The sequence below is a fragment of the Streptomyces sp. NPDC014995 genome, assembly GCF_043080745.1.
Taxonomy (GTDB): Bacteria; Actinomycetota; Actinomycetes; order Streptomycetales; family Streptomycetaceae; genus Streptomyces.
Window position 1 is genome coordinate 287,343 of the sequence record NZ_JBIBVX010000012.1, and the last position, 26,267, is coordinate 313,609.

Annotated in this window: 24 protein-coding genes and 1 pseudogene; 12 read left to right on the forward strand and 13 right to left on the reverse strand. The window is 72.0% G+C overall.

Annotated elements, in window-relative coordinates; all coding sequences use genetic code 11:
* Position 1 precedes the first annotated feature (1 nt).
* The 8 genes from ACF1A1_RS24810 to ACF1A1_RS24845 form a co-directional block, all read right to left on the reverse strand.
* Positions 2-862: an immunity 49 family protein gene (locus ACF1A1_RS24810; protein WP_392002806.1), complete on the reverse strand. Its 861-nt coding sequence runs from the start codon at positions 860-862 to the stop codon at positions 2-4.
* A complete protein-coding gene (locus ACF1A1_RS24815; RefSeq protein WP_392002808.1) occupies positions 859-3,483 on the reverse strand; it encodes a hypothetical protein in 2,625 nt (874 codons plus the stop codon). The genes ACF1A1_RS24810 and ACF1A1_RS24815 overlap by 4 nt, the downstream gene beginning before the upstream one ends.
* Positions 3,480-3,872 (reverse strand): DUF6507 family protein, encoded by a 393-nt coding sequence (locus ACF1A1_RS24820; protein ID WP_392002809.1) that lies wholly within the window; start codon positions 3,870-3,872, stop codon positions 3,480-3,482. Before ACF1A1_RS24820 ends, ACF1A1_RS24815 begins: the two co-directional genes overlap by 4 nt.
* Before the next feature lie 139 nt (positions 3,873-4,011).
* Positions 4,012-4,323, reverse strand: a complete 312-nt coding sequence (locus ACF1A1_RS24825) for a pore-forming ESAT-6 family protein (RefSeq protein WP_392002810.1) — start codon at positions 4,321-4,323, stop codon at positions 4,012-4,014.
* Between the two features lie 56 nt (positions 4,324-4,379).
* Complete coding sequence (locus ACF1A1_RS24830; RefSeq protein WP_392002811.1) at positions 4,380-4,712, reverse strand: hypothetical protein; 333 nt, start codon at positions 4,710-4,712, stop codon at positions 4,380-4,382.
* Positions 4,713-4,939: 227 nt separating this feature from the next.
* A complete protein-coding gene (locus ACF1A1_RS24835; RefSeq protein ID WP_392002812.1) occupies positions 4,940-5,902 on the reverse strand; it encodes an ABC transporter ATP-binding protein in 963 nt (320 codons plus the stop codon).
* A complete protein-coding gene (locus ACF1A1_RS24840; RefSeq protein ID WP_392002814.1) occupies positions 5,899-6,120 on the reverse strand; it encodes a hypothetical protein in 222 nt (73 codons plus the stop codon). The genes ACF1A1_RS24835 and ACF1A1_RS24840 overlap by 4 nt, the downstream gene beginning before the upstream one ends.
* Before the next feature lie 106 nt (positions 6,121-6,226).
* Positions 6,227-8,029, reverse strand: a complete 1,803-nt coding sequence (locus tag ACF1A1_RS24845; protein WP_392002816.1) for a bifunctional metallophosphatase/5'-nucleotidase — start codon at positions 8,027-8,029, stop codon at positions 6,227-6,229.
* A 227-nt stretch (positions 8,030-8,256) separates the two neighbouring features.
* Between ACF1A1_RS24845 and mshD the strand changes: the two genes are divergently transcribed.
* On the forward strand, positions 8,257-9,183 hold the full coding sequence (gene mshD, locus ACF1A1_RS24850; protein ID WP_392002818.1) for a mycothiol synthase: 927 nt from the start codon (positions 8,257-8,259) through the stop codon (positions 9,181-9,183).
* Positions 9,184-9,442: 259 nt separating this feature from the next.
* Here mshD and ACF1A1_RS24855 read toward each other — a convergent pair whose 3' ends face one another.
* The 5 genes from ACF1A1_RS24855 to ACF1A1_RS24875 form a co-directional block, all read right to left on the reverse strand.
* Complete coding sequence (locus ACF1A1_RS24855; protein WP_392002819.1) at positions 9,443-10,045, reverse strand: ABC transporter; 603 nt, start codon at positions 10,043-10,045, stop codon at positions 9,443-9,445.
* 293 nt (positions 10,046-10,338) lie between these two features.
* A complete protein-coding gene (locus ACF1A1_RS24860; RefSeq protein ID WP_392002821.1) occupies positions 10,339-11,892 on the reverse strand; it encodes an ABC transporter permease in 1,554 nt (517 codons plus the stop codon).
* Complete coding sequence (locus ACF1A1_RS24865; protein WP_392002822.1) at positions 11,889-12,758, reverse strand: ABC transporter ATP-binding protein; 870 nt, start codon at positions 12,756-12,758, stop codon at positions 11,889-11,891. Before ACF1A1_RS24865 ends, ACF1A1_RS24860 begins: the two co-directional genes overlap by 4 nt.
* Positions 12,759-12,805: 47 nt before the next feature.
* Positions 12,806-13,642, reverse strand: coding sequence for a zf-HC2 domain-containing protein (locus ACF1A1_RS24870; protein ID WP_392002823.1), 837 nt, complete (start codon positions 13,640-13,642; stop codon positions 12,806-12,808).
* Positions 13,639-14,181 carry an RNA polymerase sigma factor gene (locus tag ACF1A1_RS24875; RefSeq protein WP_392002825.1) on the reverse strand — a complete coding sequence of 181 codons (543 nt, stop codon included), beginning with the start codon at positions 14,179-14,181 and terminating at the stop codon, positions 13,639-13,641. Before ACF1A1_RS24875 ends, ACF1A1_RS24870 begins: the two co-directional genes overlap by 4 nt.
* A 364-nt stretch (positions 14,182-14,545) precedes the next feature.
* Between ACF1A1_RS24875 and ACF1A1_RS24880 the strand changes: the two genes are divergently transcribed.
* The 11 genes and pseudogenes from ACF1A1_RS24880 to pstA all read left to right on the forward strand — a co-directional run bounded on the left by ACF1A1_RS24880 (position 14,546) and on the right by pstA (position 26,262).
* Positions 14,546-14,965, forward strand: a complete 420-nt coding sequence (locus ACF1A1_RS24880) for a GntR family transcriptional regulator (RefSeq protein WP_392002898.1) — start codon at positions 14,546-14,548, stop codon at positions 14,963-14,965.
* Complete coding sequence (locus ACF1A1_RS24885) at positions 14,962-15,906, forward strand: ABC transporter ATP-binding protein (RefSeq protein WP_392002826.1); 945 nt, start codon at positions 14,962-14,964, stop codon at positions 15,904-15,906. The genes ACF1A1_RS24880 and ACF1A1_RS24885 overlap by 4 nt, the downstream gene beginning before the upstream one ends.
* Positions 15,903-17,015: an ABC transporter permease gene (locus ACF1A1_RS24890; RefSeq protein ID WP_392002827.1), complete on the forward strand. Its 1,113-nt coding sequence runs from the start codon at positions 15,903-15,905 to the stop codon at positions 17,013-17,015. The genes ACF1A1_RS24885 and ACF1A1_RS24890 overlap by 4 nt, the downstream gene beginning before the upstream one ends.
* Positions 17,012-18,010 (forward strand): hypothetical protein, encoded by a 999-nt coding sequence (locus ACF1A1_RS24895; protein WP_392002828.1) that lies wholly within the window; start codon positions 17,012-17,014, stop codon positions 18,008-18,010. Before ACF1A1_RS24890 ends, ACF1A1_RS24895 begins: the two co-directional genes overlap by 4 nt.
* Positions 18,011-18,302: 292 nt before the next feature.
* Positions 18,303-20,678, forward strand: coding sequence for an RNA degradosome polyphosphate kinase (locus ACF1A1_RS24900; RefSeq protein ID WP_392002830.1), 2,376 nt, complete (start codon positions 18,303-18,305; stop codon positions 20,676-20,678).
* A gap of 25 nt (positions 20,679-20,703) precedes the next feature.
* A pseudogene (locus ACF1A1_RS24905) lies at positions 20,704-21,015 on the forward strand (CHAD domain-containing protein); the annotation flags it as partial.
* Between the two features lie 156 nt (positions 21,016-21,171).
* Positions 21,172-22,215, forward strand: a complete 1,044-nt coding sequence (locus ACF1A1_RS24910) for a CHAD domain-containing protein (RefSeq protein WP_392002899.1) — start codon at positions 21,172-21,174, stop codon at positions 22,213-22,215.
* Positions 22,216-22,282: 67 nt separating this feature from the next.
* Positions 22,283-22,705 carry an NUDIX hydrolase gene (locus tag ACF1A1_RS24915; RefSeq protein WP_392002832.1) on the forward strand — a complete coding sequence of 141 codons (423 nt, stop codon included), beginning with the start codon at positions 22,283-22,285 and terminating at the stop codon, positions 22,703-22,705.
* A gap of 222 nt (positions 22,706-22,927) precedes the next feature.
* Positions 22,928-24,055, forward strand: a complete 1,128-nt coding sequence (gene pstS, locus ACF1A1_RS24920) for a phosphate ABC transporter substrate-binding protein PstS (RefSeq protein WP_392002833.1) — start codon at positions 22,928-22,930, stop codon at positions 24,053-24,055.
* Positions 24,056-24,190: 135 nt separating this feature from the next.
* On the forward strand, positions 24,191-25,204 hold the full coding sequence (pstC, locus tag ACF1A1_RS24925) for a phosphate ABC transporter permease subunit PstC (RefSeq protein WP_392002835.1): 1,014 nt from the start codon (positions 24,191-24,193) through the stop codon (positions 25,202-25,204).
* Positions 25,201-26,262, forward strand: coding sequence for a phosphate ABC transporter permease PstA (gene pstA / locus ACF1A1_RS24930; RefSeq protein ID WP_392002837.1), 1,062 nt, complete (start codon positions 25,201-25,203; stop codon positions 26,260-26,262). The genes pstC and pstA overlap by 4 nt, the downstream gene beginning before the upstream one ends.
* The last annotated feature ends 5 nt before the right edge of the window (positions 26,263-26,267 follow it).

The window sequence follows — 26,267 nt, forward strand, 5'->3', positions numbered from 1 at the left end:
CTCACGTCGGGAACTCGCCCAGCCAGGCCCGCCGGAGAAGGAAGTGAGGCAGGTACTCGGACTCGACCTCGATCGGGAGTTCGCCGTCGTACGCGAGGCAGGCGATGGCGAGCGGGCCGAGCGCCACGGCGCCGTCGATGTCCTTCTCCCGATCCTCGGTGAGCGTCCAGTACGCCTTGTGCAGCTTCAGCGCCTCCTCCAGGGCTGGGCTGAAGCCCTCCACGTCCCTGCGGACGAAGTGATAGAAGAGGTTGATCGGCGGATACAGCAGGCCCTGCAACAGGTCCTGGGGGGCGATCCGCGCCACGGAGGGGTCCGACTTCTCGAAGGTGGCCGTCAGCTTCTCCACCAGACCCGGCCGCCGCAGCCAGTACGTCTGCAGCGTGTCCACCCAGTCGTAGACGTACTCGTCGTACGCCCCCTCCGGTGCCCGCAGCCGCTCCAGCGGGATCTCACACAACTGGGTCATGCGCTGCTGGTCACGGCAGATCACGGCCAGCCAGAAGGCGGTGAGCCAGGTGCCGGCGTCGGCCGACGAGAGCCGGCCGGCGGACGGGAGGCTGCGCACCTTGTGGTTGATGCGGCACTCGACCCGGCCCTCACTCACACCGGACACGGCGAACAGCGCCGAGCCGAGCTGCATGGCGTTGACCGTCGCCTCCCACGTCTCCACCGCGGCCGCCTCCGGGTCGACGACGCAGCGGGCGCGCAGCGCCATGACAGCGGTGGTGAACGCGAAGTCGATCATGTCGGTCGACTCCTCGAGGCCGTCGATCCGTCGGCCGACCCGTTGCCCCAACCGCTCCGCGAAGGCCTCGGCATCGGTTGCGGGCGAGGTGTGCCGGGCCACAGTCACAGTCACGGAAGAGTCCCCTTGCTGATGTCGAACCGGCGGTACTGGTAGCCAGTGTACGTGCCGGCATTACGCTCACCCTTTACCACGACATATTCCAGTTTCCCTTGCTGCAACGCCTTTTCCATGGCGTCGACGAGGTCGTCCTCACCGCGCTTTTCCATGTGGGCGAGGATGTCGTAGAAGTACTCCCGGCTGCCCTGGGAAACCTGCTTACCGCTCGGCAGCGCACGGCTGCCCAGTTCCGTTCCGGGACTGCTCTTCGCCTCGACGACGACTATGCGACCGTCCTCGTGCATCCACACCTGGTCGAACTGGTCGTTGCCGTTCTTCGGGCCGAGCAGCGTCTGCTTCTGGAAATCCGGATACCGCTCCGCGATGTAGTGGAGTTCGGCCGCCTTCTCTCCGAATTCCTCGGTCGCATCGCGCATCGCAGTATGCGATTCCTTGTACGTTCCCCTGGCCTCGCCCAGTTCCGCGGCGGTCTCCGGAGTGCCGTGAATGTCGTGAGCCCGTCCGGCCTCGCCCTTCCACCTGTTGATGGCGTTGTCGAGCTGCACCGCGAAATAGCGCTTTCGGGCCGCTTCGTCCAGGGCCTTGAGCCGGCCTTCGTCGCTGACGGTCTTCCGTCCGACGCTCAGGTAGTCGTCGTCGATGAAGTGCGGCTCGGGTGCCGCCGGGGTGTCCTTGGCCCGGATCCACGGCCCGCCCTCCTCCAACTGCACGAGCTGCGGCGGGTTGTATCCGCTTTCGTCGCGGAGCTTCAGGTTGGTACGCCAGCCGTTCTTCTTGTAGTACCGCTCGAAGTAGCCGGGCTCGTGGTTGGCGCGGTAGACCTGGATCTCCTGGATCTGGTCCAGCGTGAGCGATCCCCGCGGGCCGTACGGGTTGGGACCCTCACGCATCAAGCTGGGACGCGGGACCTCCGCGCGGGGAGCGGGCACGCCGCCCTCCGCACCGGCCGTACCGCCCGTGCCGCCGTCCGGCGTCTCGTCGCCGGCCCGGCCCAGGTCGTCCAGACCTCCATCGCCACCGCCCCGGCCGGACCCCGAACCGACGACCGGGCCGGTTCCGGTGCCGGCACCGACGCCGCTGCCCCCGTGGCCGTGGGCGACCGTGCCGCCGCCTGCCGCGCCTGGCCGGCCGGATGTGCCGGACATGCCGGAATCGGTGCCCCGCGCTGCTCCGCCGGCGGGCTCATCCGTGCCGCGGGACGTGTCCCCGGCTCCGGTGCTGCCGGACGTCGTTGTCTCGTGGCGGGACCGGGCCGACAGGTCGTCACCCGTGCGCGCACCGACCCCGGCGAGTTCACGTTCCCGTACCTCACCGGCCGCCTGCGCCGCGACGGAACGTTCCCTCAGCGGTGCGTCGGTGACGATCTCGCCGTCCTTGACGACGACGAACCTGCCGTCCTCGACGACCAGCACGGACCGTCCGCCGTCGTCGGCGAACTCCAGGACGCTGCGCGGGGTACGCGGTTCAGGAAGGGTGTTCACGCCGCGCAGGCTTTCCGCGACCTGGGTGATCCTGGGAAGGGCATGGCCCGTCACCTTGATCGTGGCGCTGATCGGGTCGATGGCGTCGCCTACCTTCGCGACCGTGTTGGCGACCTTGGCTGCGTTGCCCGCCCTGCCCGCCGAGGCGGCCTTGAGGGGACCGACGCCCAGCGTCAGCCCGTTGAAGACGACGGTGGCCGCGGCGCGGGCCGGGTTCTCCCCCCACATGTCCCAGGCGACGAAGGACTTCGCGAACTCCTTGGCGTACACCTTGCTGTCCTGGGCGAAGTCGGTCGCGAAGACACCCTCGGGCTTCTTGCCACCGGACTCCATCAGGTACGTCTCCGCCCCCACGACCGCCCGGACCAGGCCTTCCCACGAGTCCTTGAACTGGTCCCCGCCGTTGAGGCCGGTCAGGGAGAAGACGCCGTCGACCGTGCCCCAGATGTTGTCGACGATCAGCCCGTCCCAGACGAAGCTCTTGAAGTAGTAGTCGAAGTCCTCCGGGTCCCACCAGTCGTGGGACTGGGTGACCGGAGTGCCCCAGGGCAGCTCCTTCACCTGGTCCAGCACCTCGGTGCTGTATCCGTACAGCTCCGCGCCCAGCGGCCTGAGCTGCTTGGCCCCGGTGTTCAGGACGTACTGCGTACCGCCCACCAGCGCCGTGATCTTGTTGTTGCAGGCGATCTCCGCGGCCGCGAACGCGGACTGCGCGGCGTTCACCTCGTGCAGCAGTGCCTGGTGCTCCGCCACCTTGTCCGCGTCGTCGGTCCAGTTCTCGTCGAACGCCCCGCTGTCCGTCTTCAGCCCCGCCACGAAGGTGGCCGCCTCGGTCTGCAACCGCTCCAGCCGCTGGGCGATCGGCGCCACTTCGGCGGCGTACGCGCTCAGCGCGTCGGCCACCGTGGCGACCTTGTCCGCGAACGTGTCGGCCGCGTCCCGCGCCGGCGCCGTCGAGGCGAACAGGTCCTCCGCCTCGGGCGCCTGGTAGAACGCCGTGAGTCCCTGGAACTGCCGGTGCGCCTCGCCGCCCGCCTGGCGGACACCGTCCGAGTCGACCCGCAGGGCGTCGATGTGCTGCTCCAGCTGGGCCAGATCACCCGTGAACAGCGGAATGGACTCCGGCTCGATCACAGACGGCCCGCCTTCCAGCCCTCCGGCATGTCCGGCCGGACCAGCCCGGACGCGCGCCGTTGCAGCTCGGCCGCCATCTCCAGGTCACCTTCCTGATAGGCAACGGTGGCCTCCACCGCGCCGTTGACCGAATTGCCGATCCGCACGCCGACGAACTGCAACTCCTCGGCCGTACCCGTCATGAACTCCGCGAGGGCGGCGGCGACCAGCCCCGTCTGCCCCTTGTGCGCGCCGCTCGCCCCGCCCGGGGCGAGCGTCCCGGCCGAGGTGGCCGCGCCCTCGATGTCGTCCGAGTACGCCTTCACGATGTCGTTCAGGACCGTCATCACGTCCCCGACGTTCGAGACCACGGTCCCGACCCCGGACGGAGAGATGTCCCACCCAGGCATGCGTCAGCCCCCGTTCCCTGTCCCCGTTTTCCCGTTTCCCCGTTTCCCCGTTTCCCCGGTCTCCGCTGTCCCGCCCGCTGCCCTCGTCGTCCCCGGTTGGCGCGTGGTTCGGCAGGGTTCGCGTCCGGCGTCACCAGCGTCAGCCGATGTTGTCCACCGCCGCGCGAGCCCTCGCCAGGGTCGACTGAGCGGTGCCGTCGTTCTGCTCCATCGTCGTGCGGACCAGCCGGATGATCTCGCGGACCTCGGCGGCGGCACGGTGCCAGCGCTGCTCCTTGCCGTGGTACTCGTCGGCGACGCCGTCCGCGGTGAAGTCGGCCATCGCGGCCTTGACCGCACGATCGCGGTCGTTCAGCACGCGCTCCAACTGGCCCACGACGCCGGCCAGACTGGTCTGCACCTCGGACGAGGCACCGGTGTCGTACGAGCGGCGGTCGAGGTTCTGCGCCATGATCGGATTCCCCCTTGGAAACAGTGAAGACGAGAAGGCGCCCCTACGGGCGTCCGCTACCGTGCGCCGAAACGGGCGGCGTCGAAGTTGGCCGAGCCCATGTTCTGGTGGGCGTTGGACTCCAGTTCCGTGTCACCGGTGCCGAACGCGGTGTCCATGCCGGACTGGCCGCCCAGGATCGCGTTGAGCGAGCCGTTCAAGTCGTTGGTGATCTCGTCGGCATGCGCCTTGAACGTGTCGAACGCGGCCTTGCCCGCCCCGTTGAACTTCCCCTCCAACGGTTCGGCCGCCTGCACCAGCAACGTGATGAGCGTGCCCAGGTCCTCGCTGGATCCGACGGTGCTCTTGCCCAGGTCCGAGAGGGTCGTCGATCCCATGTCGAACTTCATCGTTCCACCCCCGTGTGTCACGTGTTGCCCACAGCTCACATCATTTCGAACACCTTCTCGCACAACGGGTTGCGTGCGCAACGCAGTTGACGGTCCGTGACATGACGCCGACATTGCGCTGACGAACCCGTTACCCGCTCCGTCCGCCCAGCGGTCAACGGGTCACGGTGTCCACGGCGGCCGGGTTCGTGCTCCGGCCCGCCCTCCTGCTTCTCGGCGGGCGGCCCTCAGATCCGCAACACCAGCGTGTCGTCCGGTGCGGACCCGGTCGGTGCCGCGCCCGGCCAGGGTTCCGCCAGCCTCGCGTAGACCGGGCAGCGGTTCATCAGTTCCTCGTGCGTGCCGGCGTCCAGCAACCGGCCCTCGTCGATCACGAGCACGCGGTCGGCGTCCGGGGCGAGGCTGAGGTCGTGGGTGATCATCATCGTCGTACGGCCGGACATCAGCCGGCGCAGGGGCTGGACGACCTGGCGGGCGGCGACCGAGTCGAGGCCGGCGGTCGGTTCGTCGAGGACGAGGACGGGGGCGGCGCGGAGCATCGCGCGGGCGATGGCGACGCGTTGGAGCTGGCCGCCGGAGAGGGCGGCGGTGCCGGGGGCGAGGGGGGTGTCGTAGCCGTCGGGGAGGGCGGTGATGAAGTCGTGGGCCGCCGCTGACCTCGCCGCCTGTTGATCTCCGCGTCCGTCGCGCCGGGCCGGCCGCAGGCGATGTTCTCGCGGATCGTGCCGTTGAGGACGAGGGTCTGCTGCGGGAGCAGCGCGATGGTCTCGCGCAGGAATTCCTAGCGGTACGTCCGTCAGCGGGACGCCGTCCAGGGAGATGACGCCGCTGTCGGGGTCGTAGAAGCGGGTGAGGAGCTTGGCGAGGGTGGACTTGCCGGCGCCGCTCGGGCCGGTGACCAGGACCAGTTCGCCCGGGCTCGCGCCGAGGGTCATGTCCCGTACGGAGTCCCCGGACGCCTGGGGGTAGCGGAAGCTGACGCCGTGGAAGCCGACCCGGCCGCGCACCGGCCAGGGGGCGACCGGGGTGGCGGGGTCCCGCACGGCCGGGTGGGCGTCGAGGAGTTCGGCGACGCGTTCCGCGCCGGCCGTGGCCGCGGTGACCGTCAGGCCGAGCTGGCCGAGGTTGCGGACCGGCGGGTAGAGGTAGCCGATGAAGGCGGCGAAGGCGAGCAGGGCGCCGAGTGTCATGCGGCCCGCGGAGATCTCCCAGACGCGAGGCCGATCACCGCCAGCATGTACAGCGTCTCGACGACCTCCACGAACTGCTCGTACATCTCGCTCAGCCGCGCCCCGCGCACGCTCGCCCGCATCCACGCGCGGGCCTGCGTGTCGAGGCGCCGCTGCTCGTCCCGGCGCCGGTTGTAGGCCTGGGTCAGCACGATGTTGCCGAGCGACTCCTCCACCACGGACGTGATCGCGCCGTCTGCGTGCGCAGCTTCACACACGAGGCGGCCGCGTCGGTGACGCGGCCGCCTCGGGAAGAACGACGTGCCGGTGAGGGCGTTGCCGGGGTTACTGCACGATCGTGATCCGGTTCGCCGCCGGAGGCGCGATCGGGCTGGCGGCCGAGGAGTTGGCCGTCAGGTACTGCTCCAGGGCGGCCAGGTCGTCGGTGCCGACCAGGTCGTTCGTGCCCTGGCCCAGGGTGGTGATGCCGTCGCCGCCGCCCGCGAGGAAGCTGTTCGTCGCGACGCGGTACGTGGCGGCCGGGTCGATGGCCGCGCCGTTCAGCTTGATGGAGTCCGTGACGACCCGGTCGGCGCCCGTCTTCGTCAGGTCCAGGGTGTACGTCAGCCCGGAGGACGGCTGGAGAATCTTCGGCGACGCCGCGTTCGAGCCGCTCACCTGCTCCTTGAGCACCTGGATCAGCTGCGCCCCGGTGAAGTCCTGAAGGTTCACGGTGTTGGAGAACGGCTGCACGGTGAAGCCCTCGGCGTACGTCACCACGCCGTCGCCCTCGGTGCCCTTGGCCGCGTAGGTCAGGCCCGCCCTGACACCGCCCGGGTTCATCAGCGCGAGATCGGTCTCCGGGTCCAGTTGCTTGCCGTACGCCAGCTGCGCGTCCGCGATCAGGTCGCCCATCGGGGACTCGGTGCCCGAGTTGGGGATGTCGGCGGAGATGTAGCCGATCGCGCGGTTGCCGATGGGCGCGGCCAGCGTGTTCCACTTGCTGATCAGCTCGGTCATGTCGGGCGCCTTGGCCACGGTCCGGGTGACCACGTGGTTCGCCGACTTCACCGCCGTCCGGGCGATGTCACCGGTGAAGCGGTCGTACGTCAGCGTGGTGTCCGTGTACAGGCGGCCGAACGACGCCGCCGAGGTCACCGTGCGCGGCTTGCCCGACGGGTCGTTGATGGTGCACGCGTACGCGGCGTGCGTGTGACCCGTCACCAGCGCGTCCACCGACGGCGTGATGTTCTTCGCGATGTCGACGATCGGGCCGGAGACGCCGTCACCCGCACCCGGCGAGTCGCAGTTGTAGTTGTACGACGTCGAGGCGGGCAGGCCGCCCTCGTGGATCAGCGCCACGATCGACCGCACGCCCTGGCGCTGGAGCACCTTGGCGTACTTGTTGATCGTCTCGACCTCGTCCTTGAACTTCAGGCCCTTGACGCCCTCCGCGGAGACGACGCCCGGCGTGTCCTCCAGGGTCACGCCGATGAAGCCGATCTTGACGTCCTTCTTCTTCCAGACCCAGTACGGCTTCAGGATCGGCTTGCCGGACTTCTCGTCCAGCACGTTCGCCGCGAGGTAGGGGAAGTCGGCGCCCGCGAAACCCTCGTCCGTGTAGCAGCCGTCCGTCGGGTGGCAGCCGCCGTTCTGCAGGCGGGCCAGCTCCTTGGCGCCCTCGTCGAACTCGTGGTTGCCGACGGACGTGACGTCCAGCTCCAGCTTGTTCAGCGCCTCGATGGTGGGCTCGTCGTGGAACAGGCCGGAGATCAGCGGGGAGGCGCCGACCATGTCGCCGCCGGCCGCGGTGATGGAGTACTTGTTGCCCTCGCGCGCCTGGCGCAGGTGCGTGGCGAGGTACTCCACACCGCCCGCGTCGATCGTCTTCGTCGTGCCGTCCTCATGGACCTCCGTGACCCGGCCGGAGGAGCCGGCCGGCGGCTCCAGGTTGCCGTGCAGGTCGTTGAAGGACAGCAGCTGCACGTCCTGGTAGCGGCTGGGCAGCGGCTTGGCGTGCTCGGTGTCCTGCGCGCCCGCGGGCAGCGCGGCGACCAGCGCGCCGGCGGTGGCCAGCCCGGCGGCCACCGCGAGCAGTCCGTACGTACGGCGTCTGCGGCTCGGATACGACTGGGAAGTGGCTGGCATGCGCCCCCCTGTGGTGTCGGCGTCCTCCGGGCCGGCCCGGCCCTGAGAGGCGTGTGAGATGAGTGGCCCCGTCGGGCCGCAGCCTAGAGTCAACGCGCGTAGCGCGACAGGGGGTTCATGGTTACATCCTGGTTTCCCTTTGCCCTGCGCCTGCCGTCGGCCGCGCTGTTCCGTCCGCCTTTCCGCCTGCCGCCACTTTGCGTGGCCCGCCCCTTACCCTCGTACGCATGACCAGCGACGACACCGCACGGACCCACGGCTCCCGATCCATCGAGACCTATTCCGCGCTCTCCCCCGAACAGACCGAGGCCGTCCTCGAACTGCTCGCGGAGGCCGCCCGGAACGACGGCCAGCAGGCGGTGTCCGAACAGGGCCGGCTGCAGTTGCGCGGTGGCGCCCGCGAGGGTGTCGCCCATCTGCTGCTCAGCGTCGGCGACGAACTCGTCGGCTACGCCCAGCTGGAGGACACCGACCCCGTCGAGGCCCCGGCCGCCGAACTCGTCGTCCATCCCCTGCACCGCGGCCACGGGCACGGCCGCGCGCTGGGCTCGGCCCTGCTCGCCGCCTCCGGCAAGCGGCTGCGGGTCTGGGCCCACGGCGGCCACTCCGCAGCCCGGCACCTGGCGCAGGTCCTGGGGCTGACGCTGTTCCGGGAACTTCGCCAGATGCGACGGTCCCTGACCGACCTGGAACTGCCCGAGCCGGTCCTGCCCGAGGGCGTCACCGTCCGCACCTTCGTCCCCGGGCAGGACGACGGTGCCTGGCTCGCCGTCAACGCCGCCGCCTTCGCCCACCACCCCGAACAGGGCGCCCTCACCCAGCGCGACCTCGACGACCGCCAGGCCGAGCCCTGGTTCGACCCCGCCGGCTTCTTCCTCGCCTTCCGCGGGGACCAACTCGTCGGCTTCCACTGGACCAAGGTCCACGCCGAGGAACAACTGGGCGAGGTGTACGTCCTCGGTGTCGCGCCCGGCGCCCAGGGCGGCGGCCTGGGCAAGTCCCTCACCACGATCGGCCTGCGGCATCTCGCGGCGCAGGGGCTGCCCACGGCGATGCTCTACGTCGACGCCGACAACAAGGCGGCGGTCTCGGTGTACGAGCGGTTGGGCTTCACGACCCATGAGACGGACCTGATGTACCGGACGGAGACGTGAGCACTCGTTGACCTGCCGACGCGGCATGGGCACTTCGTTGGCCTGTCGGCGGTGGCCTGGCACTTCGTGGCCTACAGACGGACGCGGTAGCGCTTCGTTGGCCTACAGACGGATGCGGGAGGGCTTCGTTGGCCTACCCGCCGAGACGTGAGCGCTTCCGTGATGGCGGCGGGTGTGGATGCGGGCGTCGCCAGGGCCGGCGTCGCCCGGGGCTTACGCCCCCCAATCCCCGCGTCGGTCTGAACGGCGGTCTCGGTCCTCAGGCTCTCCCGGAGAGGGCGCCCCCGGACAGGTCGAGATGCGCCGGCCGGCGTCTCAACGGCTCCGGTGTGCACAGCGCCGTCGCCGCCACCGTCGCTCCCAGCACCACCGCCCATCTCACCTGCGTGGCCTCCCACCACGGCTCCCCCGGCACCGCCGACAACCCCCACCGCTCCGGAACGAGCACGACCACCAGGGCGGCTGCGCCGAGCCGGATCGCCGTCCCCTTCCCCACTTCCGCCGTGTCCGTGAAGCGGACGGCGGCCGAGGCGAGGGCGAGAGCGGCCGCGGCCATGGCCGCGGCCTCCAGGGTGGCCGGACCGAGGGGCGGACGGTTCGGCTCGGGTATGAGCAGCAGGGCCGCCGTCCACCACAGGGCCACGAGCGGAACCACGAGTGCCAGACGCAGGCCGGCCCGCAGCGACCGGCCGAGCGGGGTCGTCGCGGTCGTGTGCCGCGCGGGGTCGTCGAGCAGAAAGGCCAGCCCGAGCGCACCGCTCAACGCGACGAACCGCAGCAGCACCGCCCCCAGTTCCTCACCCGGCGCCCGCCCCACCAGCCGCACGGCCCCGGCGAGCGCCAGCCCCAATCCTCCTGCCACGGCCAACACCCGCCGGGGAAGCGTCTGCCAGACCGCCGGGACGAGGTCCCGGAGCAGGGCGTGGGTGAGCGGTATCCGCTTACGGGGACGGCCCGGGCCCGGCTTACCGGACTCATGGGGCCCGCTGCGGTGACCGGCCGATCGACACTCTCGTCCCTCTCCTCCTCGCCCCTCTACTCCTCGTCCCTCTCTTCCGCGCCCCTCTCTTCCGCGCCCCTCTACTCCTCGCTCCTCAGCTCCTCGCCCCTCTACTCCGCGCCCCTCTACTCCTCGCTCCTCAGCTCCTCGCCCCTCTACTCCTCGCACGAGTCCGCCCCCTCCGGTGCCGCGACCCCGAGCAGCCGCGCTGCCTCCGCCGTGGACGTCTTCGGGGACGTCAGTTCCGACCAGTGGGTCTTGACCTGGGTGGACACCTGGGCCTGGGGGCGGGTCAGGAGTTCGCGGACCACCGCTGTCTGCTGTGCCGTCAGGGACAGGCCGTTCGTCGGGGCCAGGACGTGGCCGGAGCCGATGGTGGCGTCGTCCAGGCGCAGCTTCGTGAAGGTGGACAGGGGGGTGGGGTCGGTGCCCAGGACGAGCCACATGATCGTCACGGGCCTGGCGTCGCAGAAGTCCTGCGCCGCGTCCTCCGAGCCCGCCACCAGGACGGTGGCGACGCCGACCGCGAACTCGGGGACGCGGTTGCCGCCCCAGCGGGTGCCGACGGTCACCTCGGCGGGCGTGGTGGAAGGGGCCAGGGAGGAGTCGACCTCGATGCCACCGCTGGTGTCGATGCGCTGGCGCACCGTCAGGCGGGTCTCGGCGGCAGTGCCCCCCGCCGCGGACTGGACACGGTCGACGACTCGGGCCCAGTCGTCGCGCACCCCGTTCCACTCGGGGAAGGCGCAGTACGTGGACCTGCCGTACGTGGTGCAGGACTGCACCTTCTGCGGTGTCGTGGACGCCGTCTTCCGTGCCGCCTCCAGGGCCTCCGTGTCGCGCGGGACCTGGCCGATCACGCCGGCCGTGGTGGCCGCGAGGGCGAGGGCCGTCGCCGCCCGGACGGCGCGGATGCGGCCGCCGGAGAAGAGGAGGGCCGCGCAGCTCAGCAGCGCGCACAGGCCCGCCAGGTACAGCGCGTGCCAGGCGGCCGGGCGGCCGAGCAGGTCGGAGGGGACCGGGTCGTCGCCGCCTGCGATGTCGGAGACGGGGATCGGGGAGAGCCGGCTCACCCAGGCATCGTCGGACCCCGCCGCCGCCGAGGCGGTCACGATCAGCAGGTACACGGCGACCACGAACAGTATGGGCGCGAAGGAGGAGGGCACCACCCGGGCCAGCAGCACGCCCGTGATGCCGGCGAGCAGGACGGACAGGGGGCCGACGGCCAGTTCACCGAGCGAGCCGTGACCGATCGCGCCGGGCTTCAGCGCCTCCCGGGTGAACTCGGCCGCGACGACGACCGCCGTGAGCGCCGCGAACGGCACCACGGAGAGCAGATGGGCGAGGGTGCGCCGCCAGGGCTCCATGGCCAGGACGTCGAACTGCTGGACCGTGCCGTGCTTCCGCGAGCGCAGCGCGGCCGCGTTGGTGCAGACGAGCAGGGCGATGGCGAGCAGCAGGGGTGCCGTCTGGGTCTCGCGGTCGACCCGGTGGAGCACGGGGAAGTCGTCCATGCCCTCCTGGCGCATCAACCCCACGGCGACGACGCCCACGTAGAGGGCGGTGAAGACCAGCACCGGGATCTGGAGCAGCAGCTCGCGGGCCTCGAAACGGGCCAGGGCGAGCACGGCGCCGGTGCGGCGGGCGGGGCGGTCGGGGCCGGGGAACGTGGCGGCCGGTTCCCGCAGGGGTGTGATCGTGGTGTTCATGCCGTCACCGTCCTGCTCTCGCTGTCGAGGGCGAGCAGGTAGCCGTCCTCCAGGGTGGGTTCGAGGAGATCGGCGCCCTTCGGGGGGTCGCCGATGTTGCGGAAGGTGCCGGTGCCGGTGCGCCAGCCGGCCAGGGCTCCCGGGTCGCGCTCCGCGCTGCTCCAGACCCGGCCGGCCGCGCGGGCGGTCAGCTCGGCGGGGGTGCCCTCGAAGCGGACGCGGCCGCGGGCCAGAACCACCACCCGGTGGCAGAGCATCGCCACGTCCTCCGTCTGGTGGGTGGACAGCAGGACCGTGCGGCCCTCACCGGCCTCGGCGACCAGTTCCCGGAACCGCATGCGCTGTTCGGGGTCCAGTCCGACGGTCGGCTCGTCCAGGACGAGGAAGCCGGGGTCGCCGACGAGCGCGGCGGCCAGGGCGACGCGCTGCCGCATCCCGCCGGACAGCCGCTTGATGCGCTTGCCGCGTACGCCGGAGAGGTCGACGGCCTCCAGCACGCGCCGCACTTCGCGGTGGCGTGCGCCGCGGTCGGTCAGCTCCTTGAGGATCGCCACGTAGTCGACGAAGTCGAAGGCCGTGAAGTCCGGGTGGAAGCCGGGGGTCTGGGGCAGGTAGCCGAGTGTGCGGCGCAGGGCCAGGCGGCCGGCCGCCGTGCCCGGGTCGTGGCCCAGGACCGCGAACTCGCCCCGGTCGGGCGGCACGGCCGTGGCCAGCACCCGCAGGAGGGTGGTCTTCCCGGCGCCGTTGGGGCCGAGCAGGCCGGTGACGCCCCGGGTCAGTCGCAGCGAGACGCCGTCGAGGGCGTGCGTGCCGCCGTAGCGCAGGGACAGGCCGGTGGCCGTCACGGTGGTGGACGCGGTGGTCATGGAAGGCTCCTGGAAGTCCGGTCGGCTGGCGGGGACGGGAGGCGGTGTCATACCGCGCCTCCGTCCGGGAAACCGCCGACGGGACGGGCGTCGAAGCGGTCACGGGTCTGGTGGAGCAGCACGGTGGCGAGGACCGCGATCGCCGCCGAGGCCGACTGTCCGGCCGCCGTGAAGGGGACGAGCGTGCCGTGGGTGTGGGCCTGCGCCACCACCAGCAGCGTCAGCCAGGCGCCGCCGACCAGGGCGGGCGCGAGGGTCGGGCCCAGCCGGGGGGTCAGCGCCAGGCCCGTCGCGGTGAGGGCGAGCGCGGGCAGCAACCAGGTCAGGGCCAGCAGCCCGTACTCCGGCAGGGCGAGGGTCGCCAGGCCGTTGAACGCCAGGCCCGCGGTGAGCACCGCGACCGTGCGGATCATCAGCAGCCGGAAGCCGTGCATCGGGGCGACGACGGCCATCTCGTACGACGGGTCGAGCGCCGGGCCGTAGGAGAGGGCGACTCCGGCGAGCGGGAGCAGCGGGGCGAGGGCGAGGAACAGGGCGGGCCGGTCCACCAGATGGACCGCGAGGACCGTCATGACCAGCAGGGACACCACCGCCAGCAGCCAGGAGCGACGCAGCACCGGGGTCGCCGTCAGCAACCGCGCGGTGTGGTCGGCCACGCCGAGCCGCATCAGCAGCCGCTCGGACACGCTCGGCCGCGGCGCGTCCAGCTCGGCGTCCAGCCGCTCCCAGCCGGCGTCCAGCGCGACCGGGTCGACGGTGCCCGCGAGCCGGGCCCGGCACTGCGCGCACCCCGTGAGGTGCGTGTCGGCGGACCACAGCAGGGGCGGCGCCAACTCGCCCCGCCCGTACGCACGCAGGTCCTCTTCTGCCACGTGCCACGTCATGCCAGCGCCTCCCGCAGTTGCTTGCGGGCCCGCTGTGCCCGCGTCTTGACCGTGCCGGCGGGGATGCCGAGCAGGGCGGCCGCCTCCCGGGTGGTGAGTCCGTCGATGACGGTGGCCTGGAGGACCGCCCGCAGCTCCGGGGAGAGGCGGGTGAGGGCCCCGGCGAGGTCCCCGTGCTCCACCCCCGCGAGCACGCGGTCCTCCGCCGAGGCCTCGTCACGGTGGCGCAGCCGGGCCAGCGCCTGGCGCAGGCGGCCACGGGCACCGTCGCCGCGCACGGCGTCGACCAGCCGGCGGGCGCCGATGCGCCACAGCCAGCCGGCCACGTCGCCCTCCTCGCGATAGCGGGCGCTGCCCCGCCACACCGCGAGGAACGTCTCCTGCACGACGTCGTCGACTATCCCGGGGTCGGCACAGCGGCTGCGCATGCGCGCGGTCAGCCACGGCGCGTACCGCCGGTACAGCTCCTCGAAGGCGTGACGGTCCCCGTCTGCCGCGATGGCACGCAGCAGCTCCCCGTCGCTTCTCGTTTCGCTCACATCCCCTCATCGGACGAGCCCCGCCGATCGGTTCACGGTCCGGCCCACAATTTTTTTCGCCCCACACCGGGCCCGGTATCTCCGGTTCCGATCGGCGTCGACCGCGGCGAGCCCGGTGCGCCGGCGCGGACCGGCTCGCCCCAGCCCCGGCCTTCCCTCTCGCCCCAGCCCCGATCTTCCCTTCCCCGCACCCCCGTTGGCTCGCCGCACCCCCGGCGCCCGCCTGCCCAGCCCCGGCCCGCCGCGCTGCCGACCTCTCTCCCCCTCCCCCAAGCTTCCCCAAGCCCTCCGAGACCCCCTTGACGGACCCACCCCCCTTCCACCACCCTTTCACTACTCAATTAGTGAAAGGGTGGTTGTCGAAGTGGTCGAATACCGCATCGACCGGCACAGCGGCGTGGCCACCTACATCCAGATCGTCCAGCAGACGAAACAGGCCCTCCGCCTCGGCATGCTGCGCCCCGGTGACAAGCTGCCGACGGCCCGCGAGGTCGTCGAGGCGACCGCCATCAACCCGAACACCGTGCTGAAGGCCTACCGCGAGCTGGAACGCGACGGACTCGTCGAGGCCCGCCGCGGTCTCGGCACCTTCGTGCGGCGCGGGCTGAGCACCGCCCCGGCCGACTCGCCCCTGCGTACCGAGCTGGACGCCTGGGCCGCCAGGGCACGTGCGGCCGGCCTGGACCGTGACGACGTCGCCGCGCTCTTCACCGCCGTACTCGACCAGCACTTCGGCGGACACCTCGCCGACCACGACCAGCACTCCCAGGGGGACCCCTCATGACCGACACCGCCATGGCGGCCACCGCGCTCGGCAAGCGTTTCGGCCGGCGCGGGGGCTGGGCGCTGCGCGACTGCACGTTCCGGCTGCCCGCCGGGCGCGTCTGTGCCGTCGTCGGACCCAACGGGGCGGGAAAATCCACGCTCCTCGCCCTCGCCGCCGGTCTGCTGGCCCCTTCCGAGGGCACGGTCACCGTCCTCGGCACGGATCCGGCGTCGGCACGCACGCGTGTCGGCTACGTCGCCCAGGCCAAGCCGCTGTACCCGCAGCTCACGGTCGCCGAGACGCTGCTCGTGGGCGCCGATCTCAACCCGGCCCGCTGGGACGCCGGGACCGCCGAGCGGATCGTTGCCGCAGGCGATCTCGACCCCAAGGCGAGGATCCGCGCCCTCTCCGGCGGCCAGCGCACCCGCGTCGCCCTCGCCCTGGCCCTCGGCAAGCGGCCGGAGCTGCTGCTCCTGGACGAGCCGATGGCCGACCTCGACCCGCTCGCCCGGCACGAGCTGATGGGCACCCTGATGGCGCAGGCGGCGCAGCACGGCACCACGATCGTGATGTCCTCGCACGTCGTCGCCGAACTGGAGGACTCCTGCGACCACCTCCTGCTGGTCGGCGGCGGCCGGATCCGGCTGGCCGGCGAGATCGACGAACTGCTCGACGCCCACGCGCGCGTGAGCGCGCCCAGGGAGCCCGCGGAGTCCGCGCAGTCCGCCGAATCCGCAGAGTCCGCCGAATCCGCGGAGCCCGCCGACCTGACCCCGCACACGGTCGTCGAGAAGCGGGTCACCGGCCGCCAGCTCACCGCGCTCCTGCGCCCGGCCGGCCCCCTCCCCGACGCCTGGCGCCCCACGCCCCCGTCCCTGGAGGAACTCGTCCTCGCCTACCTCCGCAATCCCCAGGCGGCACCCCTGGTCCCCGCGACGCCCGAGGAGACCGCCGCATGACCGGCCTCGCCACTCCCGCACCGGAGCCCCCGGAGCCCGCGAACACCCCGGCCTCGAAGACCTCCCGGACCTCCCCGGCCCCGAGGACCCCGAGAACCCCGATGAGCCCGAGGACCGGTGACGGCCTCACCGCCACCCGCCACCACCTCCGCTGGCTCCTGCGTCTCCACCGCCCCGCCCTCTACGTCTGGGCCGTCCTCGTCACCCTCCTCGCCCTGGCCCTGCTGTGGCTGTGGGGTCCCCTCACCGACGCCGCCGCCGCGGGCTGGCGCCAGTACGACGCCTGCCGCGACGGCGGCCCGTGCCTCTACGACCAGGACGCGATCCTCCGCTTCAAGGACGTGTACACGTACACGAACATCCCCTTGAACGCCCTCCCGTTCCTCGTCGCCGCCTGGTCCGGCGCCGCGCTCGTCGGCCGCGAGACGGAGAGCGGCACCGCCCGCCTCGCCTGGACCCAGGGCATGTCCCCACTGCGCTGGCTGACCGTCAAGCTCGCCGTCCCCGCCGTCCTGGTCACCGCGGGCACGAGTCTGCTGGTGCTGCTGCACCGCCTCGCCTGGTCGGCGAGCCAAGGCCGCATCGACACCGCCAAGACCTGGTACGACAACCCGACCCTGCACGCCAACAGCCCCCTCACGGTCGCCCTCGCCCTGGCCGGCCTCGCCGCCGGCGCCCTCGCGGGCCTGCTGCTGCGCCGTACGCTGCCCGCGCTGCTGCTCGGCCTGGGCGTCACCGCCGCCCTCCGGGTCCTGTCCGATCTGGCCATGCCACACCTGTGGCCGGCCGTCACCCGGGTCACCAGCCGCAACGACGGCTACCTGTACGACGGCGTCCAGGTCGACGCGGGCCTCGTCACCTCCACCGGCGCGCACATCGCCGACCCCGGCTGCGGGCCGTCGTACGTCGACGGCTGCGCCGATGTGTACGACAGGCTCGACGTCACCGGCTTCTACGTCACCTTCCACCCCGAGTCGCACTACTGGCCCCTGCAGCTCACCACCACCGCCCTCGTCCTCACCGTCGCCGCCGCCCTCACCCTGGCCGCGTTCCTGCTGCTCAGGCGGTCGACGGCCACTCCACGCGCCCGCCGGGAGGCCGCCGTATGACCGCCGTCGTCGCCACCCGCACCACCGGCAGCGGCACCGTGGGCCCGGCACGCCACTGGGGCACCGTGCGCACCGTCCTGCGTCTGCACCGCGCCGCGCTGCTCCTCTGGGGGCTGGCCGTGCTGGGCCTGACCGGCTGGCTGGTGTGGCTCACCGCGGTCACCGCGGGCGAGGAACGCACGCGGCTGGAGAACTGCGACAGCGCGGGCCAGGACTGGTGCGACCCGGCGTTCGGCACCTTCGGCTTCGGCGAGTACGTCGGCGGGATCGGCCTGTTGTCCGCCCACGCCTTCCTGGCCGTCGCCGCGTTCGCGGGCGGGTCGCTGATCGGACGCGAGCTGGAGAACGGCACCGCGTGGCTCGCCTGGGCCCAGGGCGTCTCGCCCGCCCGCTGGCTGACCGCCAAGCTCGCCGTCCCCGGGCTCGCCGTGACCGCCGGCGCGACCACCCTGGTCCTGGCGTACCGCTGGGTCTGGGGTGCCGACGGGGACCTCCTGATGGGCACAGGCTGGATGGAGGGCCAGGAGTTCGTGGCCCGCGGCCCCGTCGCGGTCGCGTACGCCCTGTGCGCCGTCGCCGTCGGCACCCTCACCGCGCTCCTGCTGCGCCGCGCCCTGCCCGCGCTCGGCGTCTCCGTCGCCGTGACGTGGCTGCTCGTCCGCGTCCTGGCGGAGTACCGCGCCTCCCTGTGGCCCGCGGTGTCCCGCTCCTCGGCGGCCCAGGTGCTCGAACCGCCGGACACCGCGTGGCATCTGGAGACGGGCGCCCTGGTCCACGGCCGCCGTGTGCCGAACGTCCAGTTCTGGCAGTGCGAGGGCACGGCCGGGTTCCGCCACCGCTGCTTGGACGACCGGGGCGTCACCGGCTTCTACACGACGTACCACCCCGAGTCCCATTTCTGGCCGCTCCAGCTCGTGGAGACCGGCATCGTCCTCGCCGTCGCCGCCCTCGCGACCGTGGCCGCCTTCCGCGTCCTGCGCCGCGGCACGGCCTGATCCCCGGCCCGCCCTGCGTACGTCCCTCCCCCGCGCCTCCCCCGGCACGAGGGACGTACGCCCGCCCGGTGCCGCGTCGCGACCCTCGCAAGTAGCCCCAGCACCCGCCTACGACCGCCCGACCACTGTCAGCCCCCAGCACCCCACGCCACCGCTCACCCCACAAGCCCCCAGCGCTCCACACCACCACCCCACCCCCGCGAGCCGTCCCACCCCCGCGAGCCGCCCCCCGATATCCCACACGCCATGTCTCCGTAACCATCGGTTCAGACGACCTTGCGACGCTCGGCCAATGAACCCCGCCGTGCCCGAGCCTTCGCCGCCCCCACAGGCGAATCACCGCGCCGGGAACGTTGCCGCGCTCCCGCCCGCACGTTCCGACGCGCCCGTCAGGGTGGCGGCGCGGAACAATGGGGCCATGAGCCAGCACACCCAGGCACAGGTCCAGCAGACCCAGGCGCAGGTCCAGCACCCCCAGCCCTCCGTGGGCTCCATAGCCGCGCACCGCCCGCACACCGTGGCCGCCGCGGTCTCCGACCTGGAACCCGACATCGACTCCGACCTCGACATGTACGAGGAGTCGCGGCAGGACGGGCTCCAGCTGCCGCAGGGTCGTTTCCTCGACCGGGAACGCAGCTGGCTCGCGTTCAACGAGCGCGTCCTTGAGCTGGCCGAGGATCCGAACACGCCCCTCCTGGAGCGGGCGAACTTCCTCGCCATCTTCGCGAGCAACCTCGACGAGTTCTTCATGGTCCGGGTGGCCGGTCTGAAGCGCCGTATCGCCACCGGCGTCGCCACCCGCTCCGCCTCCGGCCTCCAGCCGCGCGAGGTCCTGGAGATGATCTGGGCCCGCTCCCGCGAGCTGATGGCCCGGCACGCCGCCTGCTACCACGAGGACGTCGCCCCCGCGCTCGCGGAGGAGGGCATCCACCTGGTCCGCTGGAGCGAGCTGACGGAGAAGGAGCAGGCCCGGCTCTTCACGCTCTTCCGGCACCAGATCTTCCCGGTCCTGACCCCGCTGGCGGTCGACCCCGCGCACCCGTTCCCGTACATCTCGGGTCTCTCGCTCAACCTCGCGGTCGTCGTACGCAACCCCGTCAGCGGCCACAAGCACTTCGCGCGCGTCAAGGTGCCGCCGCTGCTGTCCCGCTTCCTGGAGAGCTCCCCGGGCCGCTACGTCCCCCTCGAGGACGTCATCGCCGCCCACCTGGAGGAGCTGTTCCCGGGCATGGAGGTGCTGGAGCACCACGCCTTCCGCCTCACCCGCAACGAGGACCTGGAGGTCGAGGAGGACGACGCCGAGAACCTGCTCCAGGCCCTGGAGAAGGAGCTCATGCGGCGCCGCTTCGGGCCGCCGGTGCGCCTGGAGGTCGAGGAGTCCATCGACCGCGAGGTGCTCGACCTGCTGGTGCGCGAGCTGAAGATCAGCGAGGCCGAGGTGTACCCGCTGCCGGGTCCCCTGGACCTCACCGGCCTCTTCCGCATCAGCAGCCTCGACCGGCAGGAGCTGAAGTACCCGAAGTTCATCGCCGGCACCCACCGCGACCTCGCCGAGGTCGAGTCCGCGTCCCCGCCGGACATCTTCGGCGCGCTGCGCAGCCGCGACGTGCTCCTGCACCACCCCTACGACTCCTTCTCCACGTCCGTCCAGGCCTTCCTGGAGCAGGCGGCCGCCGACCCGGACGTCCTCGCGATCAAGCAGACCCTGTACCGGACCTCCGGCGACTCCCCGATCGTGGACGCGCTCATCGACGCCGCCGAGTCCGGCAAGCAGGTCCTCGTCCTGGTCGAGATCAAGGCCCGCTTCGACGAGCACGCCAACATCAAGTGGGCCCGCAAGCTGGAGGAGGCCGGCTGCCACGTGGTCTACGGCCTGGTCGGCCTGAAGACCCACTGCAAGCTGTCCCTGGTGGTCCGTCAGGAGGGCGAGACGCTACGGCGTTACAGCCACGTCGGCACCGGCAACTACCACCCGAAGACGGCCCGCCTCTACGAGGACCTCGGCCTGCTCACCGCCGACCCGCAGGTCGGCGCGGACCTCTCCGACCTCTTCAACCGGCTCTCCGGCTACTCCCGCCGCGAGACCTACCGCCGGCTGCTGGTCGCCCCCAAGTCGCTGCGCGACGGCCTGGTCTCGCGGATCAACAAGGAGGTCCAGCACCACCGTGCCGGACGTCCCGCCTACGTCCGCGTCAAGGTCAACTCGATGGTCGACGAGGCCGTCATCGACGCCCTCTACGGGGCGTCCCAGGCCGGTGTGCCCGTCGACGTCTGGGTGCGCGGCATCTGCGCGGTCCGCCCGGGCGTGCCCGGCCTGTCGGAGAACATCCGCGTCCGTTCGATCCTCGGCCGCTTCCTGGAGCACTCCCGCGTGTTCGCCTTCGGAAACGGCGGCGAGCCCGAGGTGTGGTTCGGCAGCGCGGACATGATGCACCGCAACCTCGACCGCCGTATCGAGGCCATGGTCAGGGTCACCGACCCGGCCCACCGCGCGGCCCTGAACCGGCTGCTGGAGACCGGCATGTCGGACACCACCGCCTCCTGGCACCTCGGTCCGGACGGCGAGTGGACCCGGCACGCCACCGACGCGGACGGCGGGCCCCTGCGCAACGTCCAGGAGATGCTCATAGACGCCCGGAGGCGCCGGCGTGGCACAGCGACACCATGACCTGACGGACTCCGCGGCCGGGTCCGTGACGGGGGACGTCCTCGCGGCCTACCTCCGGGCCCAGGCCACGGAGTTCCTCCGCGCGCTGCGCCTGCACCGGGAGACCGGCGGCGGCGCGTCGAACGGCTCGGCGCACACGGGGGACTCGGTCGACGCGGCCCGCGCCCTGCGCCGCTCGGCCCGCCGCATCAGCGGCAGCCTGCACACCTTCCGTCCCCTCCTCGACCCCGACTGGTCCGAGGAGATCCGCCCCGAACTGGCCTGGGTGTCCGGCACGCTGGCCCTGGAACACGCCTGCGAGGCCCGTCTGGAACGGCTGCTGCTGGCCCTGCACCGCTTGTCGGGGGCCCCGGTGCTGCCGACGCAGAAGGCGGGGACGGGGAACCCCTCACGTCCGTCGGGAACGGGGAACCCATCACGTGCGTCGGGAACGGGGAACCCGTCACGTGCGTCGGGGGCGAGCGCGGCCGCGGGCGCCGGCACCCCGGCCGGGGTGTCCGCGACGGCCGCCGGCACGTCGGCGGGGGCGTCGTCCACGACGGGAGCGGGCGCCTCGACCGGGACACCCACCACCGGAGCCGGCCCCTCAGCCGGAGCATCCACCACCAGCCCCGGCCCCTCAGCCGGAGCACCCACCGGCCCGAACGCCCCGACCGGGACAGCCCCCACCGGCTCCAGCACCGCGACCGGAGCATCCTCGACCGGCACCGGCACCGGCCCTGGCGCCTCACCGGGGACAGGCCCCGCCACGTCCGCCGGTAAGGGCGGCGGACGTACCGCCGTGAGCGCGACGGCCACCGGCACCGGCGCCTCCCCGGCCACGGGCGGCGGCCGTACCGCCGGAGCGGCCGCCCACCCCGCGGCGTCCGGCACCGCCCACCCGGCCGCCCCGGACCGCGGCAGCCTCACCGTGGGCGCGGCCAAGGCGGGCGCCCTGCTGGACCGCCAGCTGACCCTGGCCCGCACCCGGGCCCACTCCACCGCCCTCCAGGCCCTCGGCTCCTCCCGCTTCCACGCCGTCGCCGACAAGGTCGCCGTCCTGGCCAGCGAGGTCCCCCTCACCCGCACCGCCGCCACCACCGACCTGCGCCCCTTCGCCGCCGCCGCCGAGGAACGCCTCGCGGACGCCGTCGCCGCGCTCCCGCTGGTCACCGCGGGACACCCGTACAACGCGGAGGCCCTGGTCCACGGACTGTCCCCGGACCCGGCCCCGCACCCGCAGGACGCGCCCTGGCACCAGGTCCGCCTGCTGCTGCGGCTGCACCGCTACGCCCTGGAGGTCCTGCACGCCCTCGACGCCGACGGCGCCCCCCTCGACGGGCGGCTGCTCTGCGCCGGACAGGCCCTCGACCGGCACCGCGACGCCTCCGAGGCGGCGGCCGCCGCGGCCCATGCGGCCCGCACGCCCCGCATCGCCCCGGCGACGGCGTACGCGCTCGGTGTGCTGCACGCGGACCAGCGGCACGAGGTGGAGGCGGCCCGGTACGCCTTCCAGCGCTCGTGGCAGAAACAGCCCATCGGCACGGGCGCGTCCTAGCCCGGCCCCCGGGAACTCGTACCCGACCCGGAACGGGGACCAGTCCGAACCAGGAGGCGGTGACCCGGTGAGCTCCCCCCACGAGACTCCCGTCCAGGCGGCCGGCTGCGTCCTGTGGCGCCGCTCGCCGGTCGACGGTGAGCTGGAGATCTGTCTGGTGCACCGGCCCAAGTACGACGACTGGTCGCACCCCAAGGGCAAGCTGAAGCGCGGCGAGGACCATCTGGCCGGCGCGGTGCGCGAGGTGGCCGAGGAGACGGGTTACACCGCGCGTCCCGGCGCCCCGCTCCCCACGGTCCGCTACTCCGCCCAGGGCCGCCCCAAGGAGGTCCGCTACTGGGCGGCCGAGTCCGTCTCCGGCGGCTTCACCCCGAACGACGAGGTGGACCGCGTCCTGTGGCTGTCGCCCACGGCCGCCCGCGCCCGCCTCACCCAGCCGAGGGACCGCACCCTCGTGGACGCTCTGCTGCACACCCTGCACCCCGCGTGATCCGGAACCACGCCGTGTCCTCGGCGTGAGCGTTCCGTGACCTAACCGCACCGTCCACAGGGGTTCACCTCGCGTTCATGTGTGCCCGTAGGCGGCTTCACCTGATCTGCCTAGTTTCGGCCTTACGCGGTGCGGCGCGCGGCCTGAAGGGCGCGCTCGCGCCACCCAGACCTCGCACGCCGCCGGATTCAGGACGGCGGCTCCTGGAAGGATCTCCCTCAAGTGAAGCTTCAGCGCATGAACCGGCGGGCCCTCACCCTCGGTGCTCTCGCCGTCTCCGGCGCCCTGGCCCTCACGGCGTGCGGCTCCGACGAGACCGGTGGCAGCGGTGACAGCACCTCCTCCGCCACCGCCGCGGCCGGGTCCGTCAAGTGTGACGACGCCAAGGGCCAGCTGCTCGCCGACGGCTCCTCCGCGCAGAAGAACGCGATCGACGCCTGGGTCAAGAACTTCACGCAGGCCTGCAACGGCGTACAGGTCAACTACAAGGGCTCCGGCTCGGGCGCCGGTGTCACCGCGTTCACGCAGGGCCAGGTCGCCTTCGCCGGTTCCGACTCCGCGCTGAAGCCGGAAGAGGTCACCGCCTCCCAGAAGATCTGCTCCGGCGGCCAGGGCATCGACCTGCCGATGGTCGGCGGCCCGATCGCCGTCGCCTACAACGTCTCGGGCGTGGACAACCTCGTCCTGGACGCCCCGACGATCGCCAAGATCTTCAACGGCAAGATCACCAACTGGAACGACGCGGCGATCAAGAAGCTCAACCCCGACGCGAAGCTGCCCGACCTGAAGATCCAGCCGTACCACCGCTCGGACGAGTCGGGCACCACGGACAACTTCACCAAGTACCTGATCGCCACCGCCAAGAGCGACTGGCCCTACTCCGGCGGCAAGGCCTGGCAGGCCAAGGGCGGCCAGTCCGCGTCCGGCTCCTCCGGTGTCGCCCAGGGCGTCAAGCAGACCAACGGCGCCATCGGCTACATGGAGCTGTCGTACGCCAAGGACGGCCTCGGCACGGTCGCCATCGACACCGGCGCCTCCGCCCCGGTCAAGGCCTCCTCCGACGGCGCGACCAAGGCCATCGCGGACGCCCAGATCGTCGGCACGGGCAACGACCTCGCGCTGAAGATCAACTACGCCACCAAGGCCGACGGCGCCTACCCGATCACCCTGGTGACGTACGAGATCGTCTGCGACAAGGGCAACAAGGCCGACAGCCTGCCCGCCACCAAGGCGTTCCTGCGCTACATCGCCAGCGAGGAGGGCCAGGGCATCCTCTCCGGCATCGACTACGCGCCGATCCCCGACTCCATCATCACCAAGGTCCGCACCACCATCGAGGGCCTGAGCTGATCTGAAGGTGCGGTCCGACGCCGGCGGAACCCGGCGCGGACCGCACCATCCGGTGCACCGCCGCCAGGGGCCGCCCGCACACCCGGCCCCGCCCGAGCCGCCCACCGACGAGCGGCTCCGCAGACCGGAGAACCCATGGACATAACGACGCGCAAGCCAACAGACGACGTACCCCCTCCCCTCGCGCCGCCGAGCCCTGCCGAGCAGAAGCGGGCCGCCCGCGGCGCCACCCGGCCCGGTGACCGGATCTTCCTCGCGCTCTCCCGCGGGTCGGGCATCCTGCTGCTGGCGATCATGGCCGCGATCGCGGTCTTCCTCACCTACCGGGCGACGCTCGCCATCAGCAAGGACGAGGCGAACTTCCTCACCGCCTTCGAGTGGAACACCAACCTGGTTCCGCCGAAGTTCGGCATCGCCGTCCTCGCCTTCGGCACCGTGGTCTCCTCGATCATCGCCATGGTCATCGCGGTCCCGATCGCGGTCGCCATCGCCCTGTTCCTCACCCACTACGCCCCGCGCCGGCTGCGCGGCCCCATCGCGTACGTGATCGACCTGCTCGCCGCCGTCCCGTCCATCGTGTACGGCCTGTGGGGCGCCCTGATCCTCGTGCCGCACCTCGACGGCCTGTTCGGCTGGCTGAACGACTATCTCGGCTGGACCGGGATCTTCTCCTGGGACGAGGGTGCCCCGCGCTCGATGCTCACGGTCGGCATCCTCCTCGCCATCATGATCCTGCCGATCATCACCAACGTCAGCCGCGAGGTCTTCCGCCAGGTCCCGCAGACCCACGAGGAGGCGGCCCTGGCGCTGGGCGCGACCCGCTGGGAAGTGGTCCGCATGGCGGTCCTGCCCTTCGGCCGCTCCGGCGTGATCTCGGCGTCGATGCTCGGCCTCGGCCGCGCGCTCGGCGAGACGATGGCGGTGGCCACGGTGCTCTCCCCCGACTTCGACATCCACGCCAGCCTGCTCAACCCGGGCGGCGGCACCTTCGCCCAGAACATCGCCAGCAAGTTCAACGAGGCGACGGAGTTCGGCCGGGACGCGCTCATCGCCTCCGGTCTGGTCCTGTTCGTCATCACCCTGCTGGTCAACGGCGCGGCCCGCGCGATCATCGCCCGCCGCAAGGAGTACTCGGGGGCCAACGCATGAGCAACGCCGTCGTCACCGCCAAGCGCCCCAGCACCCTGCGCGGCGCCAGCCTGCCGAAGTGGAGCCCCTGGGCCATCGCGGCCGCCTCCGTCGCCGTCGCGGTCGCCATCGGCCTCGCCGCCGGCCTGCACAGCCGCATCCAGTGGGGACTGATCGCCGGTCTCCTGTTCGTCCTCGGCACCTACGGCATCGCCGCCCGCGTCGAGGGCCGCCGCCAGGCCAAGGACCGTATCGCCACCGCCCTGGTCTGGGTCGCCTTCCTCATCGCGGTCGTACCGCTGGCTTCGCTGATCTGGGCCACGGTCCAGCGCGGCGTGAAGGTCCTGGACGTCTACTTCCTGACCCACTCCATGGGCGTGGTCGCCGACTCGGAGCCGGGAGGTGGCATCTACCACGCCATCCTCGGCAGCGTGGAACAGGTCGGCCTCGCCACCCTGATCGGCGCCCCGATCGGCATCCTCACCGCGATCTACCTGGTGGAGTACGGCCGGGGCAACCTGGCCCGCGCGGTCACCTTCTTCGTGGACGTCATGACGGGCATCCCGTCCATCGTGGCCGGCCTCTTCATCCTCAGCCTCATGCTGATGTTCGACATGCAGCCCTTCGGCTTCGCCGGTTCGATGGCCCTGGCGATCCTGATGATGCCGGTGGTCGTCCGCTCGACGGAGGAGATGCTCAAGCTCGTCCCGAACGAGCTGCGCGAGGCCTCTCTCGCCCTCGGCGTCCCGAAGTGGCGCACGATCCTGAAGGTGGTCGTCCCGACCTCCGTCGGCGGCATCATCACGGGCGTCATGCTGGCGGTGGCCCGTATCGCCGGCGAGACGGCCCCCGTCCTGCTCCTCGTCTTCGGCAACCCGTTCATCAACGCGAACCCCTTCGAGGGCGCGCAGGCGTCCCTGCCCCTGTACATCTACCAGCAGTACGCGCAGAGCGCGGGTTCACAGGCGGCGTACGACCGCGCCTGGGCGGCGTCGCTGACGCTGATCGCCTTCGTGATGATCCTCAACCTGCTGGCCCGCGGGATCGCCCGCTGGAAGGCCCCGAAGTCCGGTCGCTGACGCGG